This window comes from Leptospira venezuelensis, assembly GCF_002150035.1.
GTDB classification, from domain to species: domain Bacteria; phylum Spirochaetota; class Leptospiria; order Leptospirales; family Leptospiraceae; genus Leptospira_B; species Leptospira_B venezuelensis.
Window position 1 is genome coordinate 1,355,728 of sequence record NZ_NETS01000010.1, and the last position, 15,573, is coordinate 1,371,300.

The following is a 15,573-nucleotide window of genomic DNA, read 5'->3' on the forward strand; positions in this document are numbered from 1 at the left end:
GTGCAAAAATACCGCGTCTCTTTTATCTCTGCGTCTTCTCACCCCAAACTTCTTTCACATAATCTTCTCTTCCGGAACCCTTTCTGTATTGTTTATAATGCGAAGGGTTCTTTTTATAATAATCCTGATGGTATTCTTCTGCGGGATAGAATTCTGATGCTTGCAATATTTCCACAGCAATAGGCGAGGAGAATTTTTTAGAAGCTCCTATTTTGTCCTTAAACTCCTGGGCCAATTTCCTTTGTGCTTCATTCTTATAATAAATTGCTGCCCTGTATTGATTCCCTCTATCTGCAAATTGTCCTCCTGAATCGGTTGGATCTATCTGTCTCCAATACGTGTCCAAAAGTTTTGCATAATCTATCTTCTTAGGGTCGTAAGTTATAAGGACTGATTCCCTATGTCCTGTTCTTCCATAACCTACATCTTCGTACGTTGGATTTTTCTCTTTTCCACCGGTATAACCTGAGATTACTGATATGACACCCGGTAGTTTTTCGAAAGGTCCCTCCATACACCAGAAACATCCTCCTGCAAAAATGGCTGTTTCTGTTTTTGGATTTTCTTTGGAGTATAGTATATTCGAAAAACTAAATATTACGAATATTATAAGTATGGATTCTAATCTTATAAGTTTGAACAAATTTGCTCTCATGAGGTTCCTCATAGTTTCCTTTTTTACGGAATTTTTATTTTTTCGATTCTTACCGATCGCTTGTTCGTATTTTAATTTTTTTCAAAAAATCCTGGTAACGAGAGACGAATCTCGTTTAATGGAGTCTATAAGATACTTTCGACTGATGTCGGAAAAAGTTACGGACTTATCAACCGTTTCCAATTCTGGGTTCCGATTCTCTATGTAGAATTTACCCGCTGTGCGAGTATCAATTGAATTTGAAAACAAAACAATTTCTTTCCAACCTTCCTTACGATCTTTCCTCAAGTATCGCAGTATTTTTAGTAGCTATTCCTCTTTGTTTGGGGATTGCCCATGCGTCTGGTGCTCCCTTATTTTCAGGGATTATCTCCGGATTTATTGGTGGAATCGTAGTAGGAACCTTTAGTAAATCCGCCTTAAGTGTCTCGGGGCCCACTGCCAGTTTGACTGCGATTGTTCTTTCAGGTATAAAAGATCTGGGGAATTTCGAAGCATTCCTTCTCGCACTTCTCATTGCGGGAATGATCCAAACTCTGCTTGGGATCTTGAGAACCGGCGCATTATCCGCCTATCTTCCTTCTGCAACGGTAATCGGAATGTCTGTTGCGATTGGTCTACTTTTAGTAATCAAACAGTTGCCTCACTTGATCGGTTACGATGTAGAGGAATTCGGGGTAGAAGAATTCGATATCACAAAAGAAGACGTGAACGAATCCTATCACGATCCTCACGAAGCAAAAGAGACAAACTCTCTCATGCTACTTGTGCATGCGTTCCGAAATTTACAAAGCAACGTATTAGTGATCGGGATTATTTCCCTTCTAACCTTCTGGATTTGGGATAGATATTTCGCTAAAAAATTCAAGTATATCCCTGCTTCTTTAGCGGCGATCATTGTTGGGACTGGCTCGAATTTACTTTTAGGTCATCTTCTTCCTGGAGGGACTTTAACCCAAGACCACTTAGTCACTCTTCCTATTTTTAAAAATCCTTCTGAGTTATTTGCTCATTTGGATTTTCCGAACTTCTCCTATTGGGACCAAGGTCCTGTGTGGACTTTGGCATTAACGATCGCGTTTGCTTCTTCTTTAGAATCTTTACTATCTGTTGAAGTGGTAGATAAATTGGATGAAGAGAATCGTAAAACTCCCATGTCCCAGGAATTGATCGCACAAGGTTTAGGGAATATGGCTTGCGGCCTTGCGGGTGGGATCCCGATCACAAGTGTGGTGGTTAGAGGTTCTGTGAACGCTTCTTCCGGTGCGAAAACAAAATTTTCCGCAATTTTTCATGGCGCTTGGATTGGGATCAGTGTATTACTTTTTCCTAAATTTATGAATACCATACCATTGGCGTCACTTGCTGCGATCTTAACTTTTACCGGTCTGAAACTCGCAAAACCTGCGATGTTCAAGCTGATGTTCCAAAAAGGATATTCTCAGTTTCTTCCATTCCTGGCAACTGTAGTTGTTACATTCTTCTCCAATGTTCTGATCGGAACATTCTGTGGTATCTTAGTATCTTTGGTTTTCGTTCTGTATGAAGATCATAGAACTGCGATCTATAGGGAAGAAGGTCATGGTAAGTTTAGAAGGATCGTTTTAGGGGAAAATTTAGGCTTCTTCCATAAGGCAAAGATCAAGGCGGTTTTAGAAAGCCAGCCTTCTGGGATTACCTTAGAGATTGACGGGACTAGAACACTTCATATGGATCAGGATATTAGAGAGCTGATCCACGAATTTAGAAATAATGCCCACCGTAAGGGGATAACGGTGATCCTAGGAGGGATACCGAATATGGAAAATGATATCGAATCCTTGAAAAAAGAAATGAGCGAGTCTTATCAAAAATTATTGAGGAATAACCAAGAATGGGTAGAGGAGAGGACTGCAGAAGATCCTGAATTTTTTGCAAGACATGCAGAAGGCCAGGCTCCTCAGACATTATTCATTGGATGTAGCGACTCTAGAGTTCCAGTGAATGTTATTACTAAGACAAACCCTGGGGAAATTTTCGTAACCAGAAATATTGCCAATGTGGTATCTGTGGATGATATGTCTCTGTTTAGCGTGGTTCAATATGCGATCGATGCATTGAACGTAAAACATATCATCGTTTGCGGTCATATCGGTTGCGGAGGGGTTAGAGCGGCTCTGCAGGGAAAGGCTACCGGTCTCATAGACAACTGGATCACTCATATTAAGGATGTGTATCTAAAACATAGAGATGAATTGGATGCTCTTCCCGAAGACAAACGAGAAGAAAGACTGATCCATCTGAATGTCGCAGAACAGGTAGTGAACTTATACAAGACCGGAATGATACAGAATGCTTTAGCTAAGTATGGTTTTCCGGAGATACACGGTTGGGTTTACGATATCCGAAACGGACAGATTAGTGAGGTAGATTATAAGGACATTCTCTCCAAAGAGCTTGGAGGATTGTACGGTTATCCTAAATAGCAGCCGGTTGGTAGAGTAGTTCTTGGACTCTTAGGTATTTGTCCATTCCGTTGATCTCCCAACGAACTACTTCTCCCACTCTAGCGCCTAATACTGCGGAACCGTGCTCGGAGAATAAGGAAAGTTTGCCGTTAGCAGGAGCGTTTTCAGTATAATCGTCAGGATATACTAAGGTAAATTGGAATGCTTCTGCGTTGCCAAGGTCTTTAAGTACGAATTTGGAATTCATAGTGATCAGATCTTGGGGAACTTGGTTTTGATCTATCTTTTTGGCTTTAGATAACGTCTTACGTATAATCTCTAAGATACTTGGTTGAACTACTGCTGCTTGGGCGGAAACCTCAAGGGTGGAAAGAATCCTTTGATGATCATTCTTAGAAAGAAATCTTTTACCACTCATAACGTAGTACCTCCCCTTTAAAACCAATCCGAAACTTACATATCCGCATAATGTACTCAAGCGTTTTTCCGATTCTTGAATTTTACGAAAATTGCATTCGTTTATGCGACATAGAATTTCTTCTTTATTCAAAATTATACTAAACGAAAGATAAGTTTGGTTCGACATAAGAAGAAGACATGTTCCTGACTTTGTTCCAACCGACTAGAAATAAATCCTTCGCATTAGTTAAGTACCTGTTTCGTTTGGTCCGCAAAGACGTTCGACCTATCTTGATCCTTCCAAAAGGAAGTTTAGGTCTCGAAGATGGACTTAGTTTCGGAAGAATGATCTCCAGAATTTCCAATCATCGCTCATCAGCGGTGCTGGGCTTTGCAGAAAATTTTTCTCAAGCTATTCACTTCTGTGAAGAGATCAGATCCGGTACTCTTGGCCATGCAGGGAGAGACCTTCCCATCTTTGTGGATGCTACTCGACTCACTCTTGGTTCAAACTCAGAAGATCTAGAAGAGGCCATCCTAGATTTGGGGGAAAATTGGAGCAGAATTTTTCCTCTGACTTGTTTCCTAGAAATAGGAAGGGATAGTTCCAGACTGGAAGAGGCAAGTGGTCGTACTTCTCTATTCAAAATTTCTTCTTTAGTCATGGAAAGAAAGGGGAAGGGCTGGAGGTCTCTCAAGAGTGAGCGGAAGGATGAGGATCCGTACGGTGACTGGACCTACGAACTGATCTCGGATCTTCTTCCCGATCGAGGCGTTTGAAATTTTTTTCCAATTATGAATAAGACCCTTCAGGACCGGTCTTTCTTTTTTACGGGCCGAGCTAGGGGGGATTTCATATTTTTAATTGAAGTTTTTTCGATCTCGGTCTTGACTGATAAAAATTTTGCCCCTAATGGGGAAGAGCAGGTTGATCTTGCATGATCGAAAGACGCACGAACAAGTTCGGGGAAAACGGAATCTTCGCCTCTCAACCAATCGCTAAGGGAACTTTATTGTTCAGCTATAGCGAGTGGATCGAAGATGAGGAATTCGGATGGAAAGTACTCTCCGTCTCGGAAGCAGATGAGCTTCCAGAAGAGGAGAAGGAAATCTTCATGAAATACGGCTATGATGTAGACTTCGGCCTAGTCACCGGCCCTTCCGGACCTGAATTTGTTATCAATCACTCCAACTTTATGAACCATTCCTGCGATCCGAACATGTGGTACGATCAAACGGATAATATTATAGCCAAAAGGGATATAGAAGTTGGAGAAGAGCTAAATATTGACTATGGAAACTTCGTAGTGAACTTCGACCAGACCTTTGAATGTGCATGTGGCTCTTCTAACTGCCGCAAATTCATCCGTAAGGACGATTGGAAACTCTTACTACCTCAGTATAGTCTTAACTTTCCAACGTTCATGCATAAGGAAATTAAGAAGATCTTAGTAAAAGTCCCTGCTTAAAGGGACTTTTTAGTTTCTAAACCCAGGATCATTTCCTGATCCTGGATTGCCTTCTCCAAAGGATGCGGGCAAAACTCTCTCCTTCCTGTCCGGAATCTTTCCATAGTTCCGGGTCGCTTGTCTTCCGAGCATTCTCTATCGTATAGAAAGCCCCAGGCGCTGTATTCTTGAGTATTTTAAGCACAACGGGTATATCCTTTCTTCTTAATAAGGATAGAATGACTTTAACCGGTCCTCTGGCTCCCTGTGCTTCCAGAGTGGTGGTGCGGTAGCCAGCTTGGCTCAGATTTTGGACGATCTCCTCTCCCTTTTCAGGAACAATAATGCGGATGAGTGAATGTCCTAGGGCGAGTTTTTCTTCTACCACCATTCCTAGGAATGTCCCTGTAGCAAACCCGCCTGCATACGCAATGTAACAGAGGACATTGCTTAAGTTTCTCATGATCTGAGTGATTACGATTAGCCAGAGAAGTACTTCTACAAAGCCAAGCATTGCTGCTAGGATCTTTCTTTCTCTGGAGATTAGAATGATTCGGACTGTGCCTATGCTTACGTCCGTCATTCTGGCTAAATAAATTCCGAGGGGTAAAACTAAATAATCGAAGGCCCAGTTAGGCATTCGATTATTCTGGAGGATCCTAGGACCTTGGCCAGCAATTTACGGTTTGCAGTAAACTTCTACGGTTTTGGTTGTATAGAAGGGACCGATCAGCGTATGAATGACTAGGTCCACGAACCCAGTCTTAATGATCACTTCGGGATGGTTCCTATCACAACTTGCTTCCATAGGCGCGGTGGTCGAGTAGATCCCGAAAACTGTACTTCCCTGTTTTGCTTTTTTATCCGGACCTGGAGTTTCTTTTGCCAATGCATAAGGAGTTTCTCCAGCCTTATGGACCACAGTGGTTGTATGGCAGCCCACAGAAAGACCCAAGGTCAAAACTAAGATTAGAATTTTGACTATTTGTAACATTCGATCTCCACTGTCTGAGGGGAATAGATCGCAAGAGTTAACTGTTCCCAAAATCCATTCCAAAAACTTGTGTATTGGTGAACCGATCTAGGTCCATCTGCGCAGTACTTAGAAGTGTCTAAGACCAAATTACCTGGATAAAGTCCGAAGAAGTAATAGGTATGTTGGACCTTATGAACTTCTCCACCTTGTTCCGCCTGAGCAGATCTTATATCCAAAGCACGTTTACATTCCTTGGAAGTAGGATAGATCCTGCATGCTTCAGGAGGAGCTTGTGGATAACGGACCATTGCATGTCTGCAAGATTCCCCGAATCCTAAGCTTAATAGCAATATAAAGAAGATGTGTAGAACTTTATCTGCGCGCAACTTCTTCCTCCCAAATTACCGAAGCATAACCTGGGCCATGTACTGCGGCGAATATTCTGTAAGAAAGAACTTCCGTTGGATCGGAAGAAAGATGGTTTAAAACCAAGGAATAATCTCCTTTTTCAGGATTGTTGATTTCAAGTTTGCAAGGAGAAAGTTGACTGATCTTTTCTCCACATTTGATCTTAGAATCGAATAAGATCCCTTTTCTGGACAAAGACACTCCCAGGTCAGGCTTATCCGTTAGAACTTCTATAATAAGAGTAACTCTATCAGCTTGTTTGATCCTAAACCTATATTCCCAAGATCCTTCTAAAATTGTTCCATCCACTTGCGCTTGGAAAGCAGAGGCTTCCGCTTTGGTAATTTTTTCGAAACGTAAAGGTTCATGTCCCTGATCTTCTCTACAATTATAGAAAAGAATCAGAAAGAATAAGCTGAATACGAAACTTAGGCCTAAATTCTTTTTCATAGGTTTTGTTGTCTGTATACTCTTACTGGAGTATTGTTTTTACCAACACTCACATAGAGATAATAAACACCGCCAGTGCTCACGGATACGGCGGAGAAGATCTGTTGAACATTGCTTGAATCTGTAAGTCCATTACCGGCAATCTGAGTCCATACGTTAGATGCGGAGCCTGGGTTACTGGTATTCGTGCGATAGATTCTGATACCGTTCGGGTTATCGAATCCTACGTACAGATAAGCTCCGTTCTTAGCCACCATCGTAATTGTTTTGTTGGTGGAATCTCCGAAGTTAGTGATACCATTTCCATCATCTCCCACTACAGTCCAGTCGCCAGCATCACATTCCGTGTTGCCTCCTGTAAGAGTAGGATCACATTTCCATAATTGAGCTCTACGGTTTGTGTCGGTTCCGTCCGTACAACCGGATACTGTTCCTGCAGTTGTGCGAATTCCGCTAGCTTGTGTTCCTTGGACACAAATGGTCCGAGTCACATACAATCTATCATTGTATTCTGCAAACTGAGCAAAAGCTCTGTCGGCAGGGATAAGATCATAGAATTTTGCTAGTTCCAGAGAGAACCAATTGTTCGTAGTGCTATTATGCCATTTGGTATTGGTTCTTGGCCCAACTTCTGTCCAATCGGTGCAAGTGTTCTTGGTGGAACAAGCAGTTGTCGGATTCGCTGAATTAGAACGGATAATCGATCCATTATGCCCCACTGCATGCAAACCACCGTTTGCGGCATAGATCCTGCTCTTAAATACTATGGAAGAATCCACACCGATATAATATCCCCAGTTCGGGCTGCTATTTACGTTCCCGTTTCCGCCGTTTGAAGGGCCGCCAAAGTAAGGCATATAATCGATACGTATCCTTCTACCATTGCTACCATCGTACGCATCACAGTTGGAACCTGCAGTACAGTTTCCTGTGCCGCCAGAGTCGGAACTATTGAATGTGATAAATCCGAAGTCAGGAGCGTTTAATCCACCGCCTGTTCCAGTTCCATCATTACTTGGTTTTGCAAATCCAGGGAACACTCTATCATTTAGAACGCTAATGGAAGAAGTACCTGCAGTTACAGTTCCTGTGATGGAACCCATATCAATATATTTATAGTTCAGGTTGGTGGAAGTATCGTTCGAGTAGTAAATATAATCGAAATTATAGTTAGATCCGCTCGGAACTGTTCTTGCTGCTGCAATGAAGATATAAGGGTTGCTACTTAAAGAACCCGTTGTGAAAATTCCTCTTCCACTTTCATTGTCCGGACCACAACCATTTGCAAGAGTTGCATCGTTTTGTGTACAGCCTGAGTGCCCTAAGGTCACGTAAGGTGGAACTGCAATGCTATTTTCTCTGGTGGTCGCAGAGTTAGAACTAACGTTAGAAGTATCTGAATTTTGTCCGTTAGTATCTTTCGCAAAAGAGAACTGAACTGACTCAGGGTTAGAACCATCATAAGCGAAACGTAATGCTCCGTTACCCGCATTATTCGGACCTGTATAGATCTTGCTGTTAAAGTCCGCTAAATAACCGAACGTGGAACCGTTCGGATCGATTGAGATTGGGCCATCTTCAAAGTTTACAGGAGAAGTTCCACAACCTAAGAAGGAAGCTCTATCTCTCGGCGAAGATTGGATATTTTCAGAATCTCCCGAATCACGAATAGAACCCCAAGAAGTATTATCGAATCCGTCTCCGTTCACATTATTCGCAGCTATAATAGTGTATTGAGCTCCAGTTTGTAATAAACCATGGGTCACACAAACTTTTGCTGAATCAGCAGTTGCTCCACCGCAGACCACGCCATCCAGAATTTTGGCAGAGCTGATGTTTCCTAAGCTTGTGGTTCCTACAAACGCGTAGCGGTTTCCACATTCTGCTGTGCTGCTACATTCCGCGGAATTGCTCACATTGTTTCCGGACTTGATCGGCTTGGAGAAGTTGATGATCACAGTGCTAGTGCTTGCACAAGATGCAGAACTTACCTTCAACTGCTCTTGTCCTACAAAGTCGCCGTAGTTTGCGCAACCTAAATTGTTCGGACTTGCAGAAAGGTCTTGGATCCCACTCTTATTCACGATCAAAGTGTAGTTTGTCCCCGAGGTTTGCGAAGAAGCTAGGGTCAGAGTATAGATCGCTCCACTTCCACTAACCGAAGAAACAGTGATATTAGAAGTAGAGGAGAAATTACTATTATTCGAGCATGAACCTGTCACCCCAGAGGTCAGAGCCAATTTATAATTAGAGGCAGTGGTTGCCTGAGTTGTATCCACAGATTCTGAGAATGTTACTCTTACTGTAGTCGGGCTCAAAGAAACCACGTTAGATACAGTCGGTGCTGTAGTATCCAGGAAAACTACAGTTAACTGAGTGTTTCCACTCACTGAACCGCTGGTTGCAGAGATCGTAACAGTTCCCGCTGCAATACCTGTTGCCCTACCTTCTGTTCCGGAGGCATTGCTAATTGTAGCATTACTTGTGCTGGAAGAAGCCCATGTAACTGAAGTTGTCAAGTTTTGGGTGCTAGAGTCGGAATAGGTTCCAGTCGCAGTGAAATCTTTAGTTTGAGTTGTATACACGTTACTATTTGTAGGAGACACTGCGATCGAGACTAGAACCGCAGCTGTTACCGTAAAATTAGTAGAGGCAGATACTGAACCTAGGGTCGCGGAGATAGTGCTTGTTCCAACTGCAACTGCAGTCGCCTTCCCTTCATTTCCACTCGCATTACTGATCGTAGAAGAAGAAGTATTGGAAGAAGCCCAGGTTACTTGAGCAGTAATATCCAATGTAGTAGCATCAGAATATACTCCGTTTGCAGTAAATGGAGTCGTATAACCTTTTGCCAAACTTGAATTAGTTGGGGTGATGGAGATACTATCCAGGACTGCAGCCGTTACTGTAACTGCAGTATCTGTGCTGGTTACTGAGTTATAACTTGCAGAGATCTGAGTGCTTCCTTCTTGGAGAGCAGTCAATTTACCGTTAGTTCCAGAAGTATTACTAACAGTTGCTTTAGTTTGATCGAAAGAACTCCAAGTCACCTGAGTTGTCAAATCCGACGTAGAACTATCAGTATAATGTCCCGTTGCGGTGAAGTTTTGAGTGCGTCCCTTCGCAATACTTAAAGTAGGAGAAGGAGCGATCGTGATACTTGTAAGAGCTGCAGCAGTCACAGTCAATACACTCGCAGGAGAAGTTACTGATCCTAATGTTGCTGTGATATTTGTAGTTCCAGTTGCAAGAGTAGTTGCAAGACCTTTACTTCCTGCAGCATTACTGATTGTCGCCTTACTTGTGCTGGAAGAAGACCAGGTAACTGAAGTTGTCAAATCCTGAGTGCTTGCATCTGTATAAGTTCCAGTCGCAGTAAAGTTCTGAGTCAGTCCTTTGGCAACACTTGGATTTGTAGGATCCACTTGGATTGAGGCTAAAGTCGCTGCTGTTACAGTTAAATTTGCATTTCCGCTAATACTTCCTAAAGTAGCTGAAATATTAGATGTTCCTAAAGAACCATTATTAGGAGAAGTTAATGTTTTCTTAGGTGCAGCAGTCAACACTCCCAGTTGGATGATAGAAGTCTGAGAACTATCCCAAACAACTTGGTCTGTGATATCCTGAGTGGTTCCATCTGAATATGTTCCTGTAGCTTCTGCCAGGGTAGAAGTCCCTTTTGCGATGGAAGAACTTGTAAAACTGACCTCGATAGAATCCAAGACAGCAGAAGTTACAGTAAACGTAATGGAGTTAGATACGGATCCTGAGGTGGCAGTAATTGTTGCTGTTCCAACAGATACACCTGTTGCCTTTCCTTTGGTCCCGTTCGCATTACTAACACCTACGGTAGAGTTACTGGAACTTGACCAAGTAACTGAAGTTGTAAGATCCTGAGTGGAATTATCAGAGTAAGTTCCCGTTGCACTCAAATTTTCAGATCTTCCTTTCGCAACACTTGGATTAGAAGGAGTGATCGTAATCGATTGTAAAACCGCCGCGGTTACAGTCAACGTTGTAGAAGGCGAAGTAATCGTTCCTAAAGTTGCAGTAATATTTGTAGTTCCTATCGCTGCAGCAGTTGCCTTACCTTCTGTTCCGGAAGCATTGCTAATAGTGGCCTTGCTTGTATCGGAAGAAGCCCAGGTAACAGATGTAGTCAAGTTTTGAGTAGAACTATCAGTGTAAGTTCCAGTTGCAGTAAAGTCTTTGGTTAATCCTTTTGCAACACTTGGATTTGTAGGAGTAACTGCAATGGAAACTAATTTTGCCGCAGTGACAGTGATATCCACAGTTCCGCTGATACTTCCAGAAGTAGCAGTAATTGTAGAAGTTCCAAGTGATCCGTTATTCGGAGAATTCACCTGCTTTTTAGGAGTAGCAGTTAAGGTTCCCAATTGAAGGACAGAAGTAGAAGAGCTAGTCCAAGAAACAGAACCGGTGATATTTTGAGAGGTTCCGTCAGAATAAACTCCAGTTGCCAAGATTGTAGTGCTTGTTCCTTTTGCAATAGAGGAATCATCTGCTGTCAATTGGATGGACTCCAACACTGCAGCAGTTACTGAGAAGGATACTGTTTCTACTATCCCTCCTATTTCCGCTGTGATATCCACTGTTCCTACGGCGATCCCTGAAGCTCTACCTTCAAATCCCAAACCGTTATCCACAGTTGCTATAGAATTATCATCACTGGACCAGGTTACTTGATCGGTGATGGTTTCATTATGACCGTCTGAGAAAATACCCGTAGCGACTAAATTTAATGTTCTTCCCTTAGGAGTGCTTGGGTTAGGAGGCGTGATAGAAATACTTTCAAGAACTGCAGCAGTAACTGTAACATCAGTGCTTCCTCCGATCGAGTTCAGAGTAGCAGTAATGGTAGAAGTTCCCATATCTTCTGTGGATAAAAGTCCTTTAGACCCTGCAGTATTGCTAATAGTAGCCACCGCCGTATCAGAAGAATTCCAAGTTACAGAATTGGTAATGTCTTGGTTAGAATTGTCTGAGTAAGTTCCAGTCGCAGTGTACTGTTGGTTTTTTCCCAATGCTAAAGATTTGTTAGTAGGAGTTACTGCAATAGAAACTAAAGCAGCAGAACTAACTGTTAAGGATAAATTACTTGCATTGAATGAATTATAAGAAGCTTGGATAGAAGTAGTTCCAGCATCTACTGCAGTTACGAGTCCCGTAGAATCAATTGTAGCTACAGAAGAATTGCCAATATTCCATGTAGTATTTGGATCATTTGTCAGATCTTGGTTAGAACCATCCGCAAAATTACCTGTTAAAGTACATTGTCTTGTGATCCCTTTAGGTAAATTATCCGTCTGGTTAACACAAGAAATCGAAATTGTGCTCAAAGGAGCCGATGTCACTGAAATAGAAATTTGTGCAGTTTTGTTTTCATAGGTGATACCTATATTTGCAGATCCTACTCCTGTTCCTGTAGCTTGCCCACCAGCAGCCATAGAAATAATATTTGAATCGCTGGTGCTCCAAACAGCATCCGCAGTAATATCTTTATGAGTTCCGTTAGAATACGCAGCAGTCGCCACCAAGGACATACTCGTAGTTTTTGCGAAACTTGAATTTGGAGAAGAGATCTCTACTCTGCTTAATGTAGGAGTTCCTCCGCCAGGAAGAAAGAATAATCCACCACCTTTCTTTCCTGCCGCGAGCCCAACAGCGCCCGTTAGCAAAGGCCAGGCAACACATCCTTGGAAAAGAAGGAAGGAACACGCAACTGCAGCGTAAAATTTTTTGGTGGGGTTGATTCCGGAACTCATATATATCTCTTTTAGTTCGACAGTGGCTACTGATTCTACTATCGACTTAATTCTATCGGACGATACATATCTAACGACTATTTCAAGAAAAAATAAATAATACGGATTAGTTTTGTAAGTAAATACTTACATTCACCGAGGGAGAAGCCTTGGGAATATTGAAATGTGCAGAACTTGTTTTAGTTGTCGAAAAGTATCACTTGAGTAGGCGAAATCTTCCGAAAGCATTTCCTGCTATTTGCTTCTATGAATGTTTACTCTGAAAAATCGGAAAATACGACTAACGGCTTTAAAATATAGATCAAAAATAAGTAAGTAAATGAATGATTACATTTGGAGACGTAAGACGGAACATATTTGTACCTTTTTCAAGTTAATTTACTAAATTCTTTGACTCAGATTTTACACAGTTACAAATATTGTTTCCGAATTCGTAATCAATTGGAGCGAATTCAATATTAGAACAGATTTCGACTAACGTAAGAAATTGACTAATTTAGTTTTTTATGTCCCTACTGACCGAAATTATTTAAAGTCTGGAAGGATCCAGTCCTTATTTAAAAAATCATCCTTCACCTTCATTAGATCTCGATTTGGATCAATGAATGGAAGGCTTTTTTTGCCATTTAGGGAAACTCTTACTTCTGCATAGACTGCAATATCATCGCCTGTTCTTTTCTTTTCTTTTTCCCCTAAAAAATGGGCAAATTGTAAGATTAGATCCGGTTGAGTACTCATCATAGTTTTTTGGACTTCGTTTAAATAAGACTCTGGTAAAATGTATTGGATCTCACCAGTCCGTAAATTGACTACTTGGAAGCTGGCAAATCCATTCTTTTGAATGAGCATGATATGCCATGCAAATCTAAAACCTTGTTCGGTCCATAAATGATTCCCAGGGTATAAAAAATGCCTGAGAGGAAAAAGTGTCTGGATCAAAATATATAAGGACGCGGCCCAGACTCCGAATTTAGAAACAAAAAAAGAAGCAAAATCTTTCAACTTGGTTTCGAGACTTCTCCACCATATATTCGGTTTTTCTAAAGTACTAAAAAATATTAGTAAAATTTTTGCGGAAAGAAAGCGGAATGTGACTGGAAGTTTGTTCCAAGCCGTTTTGAATAAATTTTTAAATTCTCCGTAAGGGAAAATCCCTCTTCTTTTTAAGAATCCCCTGGCTTTAATTGGCCAGCTTGCAGGAAAAAATATTAAAGCAGAAAAGATCATGATCCAAGGAAACATTCCAATCGGAAAAAGTCTCCAGGTGAGAATGTGAAAGATTAAAACAAAAGTGTAGGCCCAAGGTCTCAGATTTTTTTTCAGAAGACAGAATGGAACGAATAGATCAAAAAATAATCCTGCATAGCTGAAAATATAACCTGCAATTGGATAAGAGAAAAATCCGCCGATCACGGGAAAGTCTGTATTTCGAACTAACCAAATTCTAAGAGGTTGGGCAGAGAATAACCAGTCCGGAACTAATTTTGCTAAACCACCGAAAAAATATACACAACCGATTTGGAATCGAAGGATCCATAAAGACCAATTTGGAATTTTAGGAATACTCCATCTACCTTTCCGATATGCATCTAAAAAATGTGATAAAGAAAAACAACGATCTGCCGGGATCCAAAATAAAAGGAAGAGTAAAAGAAAAACTAAATAGTAATGATTTAGATAAGTGGAAACATCCAGGAGATTAAAATAAGAAAATCCTAACCAATAAATTAAAATTGAGGTCCGGTATAATATACCAAAAGAGATGAAAAGCGCCGCAATACAAATGATTATAAAAACAGAATATAATAGTGGTCCAGGAATTACTCCGACCCAAGAGAATCCGAAATGTTTAAAATGAAAATCAGGCTCCAAAAAATATTTTTGCACCCAACCATACTGAAGATAACGAGCTGAGATAAAAAATAAAAGAATACCGAATCCAAATCTGAAAAATCCTAAAGACCAAGCTGGAGATTGTTCGGATAGTTTGGACTTGTACCGATTCCAAATAGACAAGATTGATTCCTTTTTCTATTTATTGAACAGATCGAATAAAACCGTTTCCTAAATCGATCCAATTACCATTCAATTTGTTTTTTCCCAATTGAGCAAGCATTCCGGGAACTTCTTCGAAGTTAGAAGGGAGAATTTCCTCTAAATGAAAAATTTTTTCTCCTGCTTTTTGATAATTATCAAACGAGACAGGACTTGCACCTTCGGAGAGTAATTGTTTTCCACCATGGTTCTGAGTTTGTAGAGGATGATCAAAAACAAAAACATCTCTATCTTGAGAGATCGCGTTAGATGCGGATGACAATGCTCCACTTTTAGAAGGAGCTTCCATTACCAAAAGAGAAGGGGAAATCCCAGTGATGATCCTATTTCTTTTTGGGAACGCATATTTTCTGACTTCGAAACCTGGAGGGCATTCTGTGATCACTAAACCATTTGTAGAAGATTTCATTCTTTTGTATAAATTCTTGTTTTCGTAAGGATATTCCTTTTCTGGACCTGTGCCCATTACTCCTATCACAGGAATTTCTTGGTCTAATGCTTGTAACATTGCGGCCTTATCAAGTCCTAATGCTAAGCCCGAAATAATACCATCCAATCCAAGGGAATTCGCAAAATTTGGAATTAATTTAGAATAATATAATGTGATTGGTGATACTTTTCTAGTTCCCACAACCGCAAGGTAGGAAAGTTTTAAAAGAGAAACATTGCCGAAGCAGAATAAATTTGGCGGAGGGTCATAAATTTCCTTTAAAAGGGAGGGATATTCAGGATCAAAATAAGAAACAATATCTACTCCTAATTTCTTTAAGGAAGAAGAATAATTTTTAGAGTCAAACTCCGCTTTTTCTTTCAGATCTTTTGGAAGTATTTTATTCAATTTTTCCAGAACTTCCGATTGAGAGAAACTCTGGGATAAAAATCTGGATCTACATAGGATTTTATATAAACTTGGAGAAGAAAGAGAAAGAAAATCCATATGGATCTCCGT

General features: G+C 40.9%; 12 protein-coding genes. 3 read left to right on the forward strand and 9 right to left on the reverse strand.

The annotated features are described in order from the left end of the window. Positions 1–22 precede the first annotated feature (22 nt). A complete protein-coding gene (msrA, locus tag B1C82_RS13595) occupies positions 23–655 on the reverse strand; it encodes a peptide-methionine (S)-S-oxide reductase MsrA (RefSeq protein WP_086448070.1) in 633 nt (210 codons plus the stop codon). 233 nt (positions 656–888) lie between these two features. Between msrA and B1C82_RS13600 the strand changes: the two genes are divergently transcribed. After that, positions 889–3,120 carry a SulP family inorganic anion transporter gene (locus tag B1C82_RS13600; protein WP_086448071.1) on the forward strand — a complete coding sequence of 744 codons (2,232 nt, stop codon included), beginning with the start codon at positions 889–891 and terminating at the stop codon, positions 3,118–3,120. On the opposite strand, the gene B1C82_RS13605 is transcribed toward B1C82_RS13600, so the two are convergent. Next, positions 3,113–3,520, reverse strand: a complete 408-nt coding sequence (locus tag B1C82_RS13605; RefSeq protein ID WP_086448072.1) for a GreA/GreB family elongation factor — start codon at positions 3,518–3,520, stop codon at positions 3,113–3,115. The two genes, B1C82_RS13600 and B1C82_RS13605, sit on opposite strands and share 8 nt — an antisense overlap. A 179-nt stretch (positions 3,521–3,699) precedes the next feature. Between B1C82_RS13605 and B1C82_RS13610 the strand changes: the two genes are divergently transcribed. Together B1C82_RS13610 and B1C82_RS13615 are read left to right on the forward strand one after the other, a co-directional pair. Next, on the forward strand, positions 3,700–4,281 hold the full coding sequence (locus B1C82_RS13610; protein ID WP_086448073.1) for a hypothetical protein: 582 nt from the start codon (positions 3,700–3,702) through the stop codon (positions 4,279–4,281). A 158-nt stretch (positions 4,282–4,439) separates the two neighbouring features. Next, a complete protein-coding gene (locus B1C82_RS13615) occupies positions 4,440–4,970 on the forward strand; it encodes an SET domain-containing protein (RefSeq protein WP_086448074.1) in 531 nt (176 codons plus the stop codon). 28 nt (positions 4,971–4,998) lie between these two features. On the opposite strand, the gene B1C82_RS13620 is transcribed toward B1C82_RS13615, so the two are convergent. From B1C82_RS13620 to B1C82_RS13650, 7 genes are all read right to left on the reverse strand, one after another. Beyond that, a complete protein-coding gene (locus B1C82_RS13620; protein ID WP_086448075.1) occupies positions 4,999–5,589 on the reverse strand; it encodes a DUF2179 domain-containing protein in 591 nt (196 codons plus the stop codon). A gap of 39 nt (positions 5,590–5,628) precedes the next feature. Further along, on the reverse strand, positions 5,629–5,943 hold the full coding sequence (locus tag B1C82_RS13625) for an LIC_10461 domain-containing protein (protein ID WP_086448076.1): 315 nt from the start codon (positions 5,941–5,943) through the stop codon (positions 5,629–5,631). Continuing rightward, positions 5,931–6,311, reverse strand: a complete 381-nt coding sequence (locus tag B1C82_RS13630) for a Bor/Iss family lipoprotein (RefSeq protein WP_086448077.1) — start codon at positions 6,309–6,311, stop codon at positions 5,931–5,933. The genes B1C82_RS13625 and B1C82_RS13630 overlap by 13 nt, the downstream gene beginning before the upstream one ends. After that, entirely contained in the window at positions 6,298–6,783 is a 486-nt protein-coding gene (locus B1C82_RS13635) for an LIC_10463 family lipoprotein (protein WP_086448078.1), read from the reverse strand. Before B1C82_RS13635 ends, B1C82_RS13630 begins: the two co-directional genes overlap by 14 nt. Then, a complete protein-coding gene (locus tag B1C82_RS13640; protein ID WP_086448079.1) occupies positions 6,780–12,569 on the reverse strand; it encodes a beta strand repeat-containing protein in 5,790 nt (1,929 codons plus the stop codon). The genes B1C82_RS13635 and B1C82_RS13640 overlap by 4 nt, the downstream gene beginning before the upstream one ends. A 525-nt stretch (positions 12,570–13,094) precedes the next feature. After that, positions 13,095–14,585 carry an HTTM domain-containing protein gene (locus B1C82_RS13645; RefSeq protein ID WP_086448080.1) on the reverse strand — a complete coding sequence of 497 codons (1,491 nt, stop codon included), beginning with the start codon at positions 14,583–14,585 and terminating at the stop codon, positions 13,095–13,097. Between the two features lie 19 nt (positions 14,586–14,604). After that, complete coding sequence (locus B1C82_RS13650; protein WP_086448081.1) at positions 14,605–15,561, reverse strand: DNA-processing protein DprA; 957 nt, start codon at positions 15,559–15,561, stop codon at positions 14,605–14,607. Between the last annotated feature and the right edge of the window lie 12 nt (positions 15,562–15,573).

Excerpts from the sequence above, each read along its gene's own strand:
- msrA (WP_086448070.1), bottom strand. The coding sequence starts at position 655 with ATGAGAGCAAATTTGTTCAAACTTATAAGATTAGAATCCATACTTATA.
- B1C82_RS13605 (WP_086448072.1), bottom strand. The coding sequence starts at position 3,520 with ATGAGTGGTAAAAGATTTCTTTCTAAGAATGATCATCAAAGGATTCTT.
- B1C82_RS13610 (WP_086448073.1), top strand. The coding sequence starts at position 3,700 with ATGTTCCTGACTTTGTTCCAACCGACTAGAAATAAATCCTTCGCATTA.
- B1C82_RS13615 (WP_086448074.1), top strand. The coding sequence starts at position 4,440 with ATGATCGAAAGACGCACGAACAAGTTCGGGGAAAACGGAATCTTCGCC.
- B1C82_RS13620 (WP_086448075.1), bottom strand. The coding sequence starts at position 5,589 with ATGCCTAACTGGGCCTTCGATTATTTAGTTTTACCCCTCGGAATTTAT.
- B1C82_RS13625 (WP_086448076.1), bottom strand. The coding sequence starts at position 5,943 with ATGTTACAAATAGTCAAAATTCTAATCTTAGTTTTGACCTTGGGTCTT.
- B1C82_RS13635 (WP_086448078.1), bottom strand. The coding sequence starts at position 6,783 with ATGAAAAAGAATTTAGGCCTAAGTTTCGTATTCAGCTTATTCTTTCTG.
- B1C82_RS13640 (WP_086448079.1), bottom strand. The coding sequence starts at position 12,569 with ATGAGTTCCGGAATCAACCCCACCAAAAAATTTTACGCTGCAGTTGCG.
- B1C82_RS13650 (WP_086448081.1), bottom strand. The coding sequence starts at position 15,561 with ATGGATTTTCTTTCTCTTTCTTCTCCAAGTTTATATAAAATCCTATGT.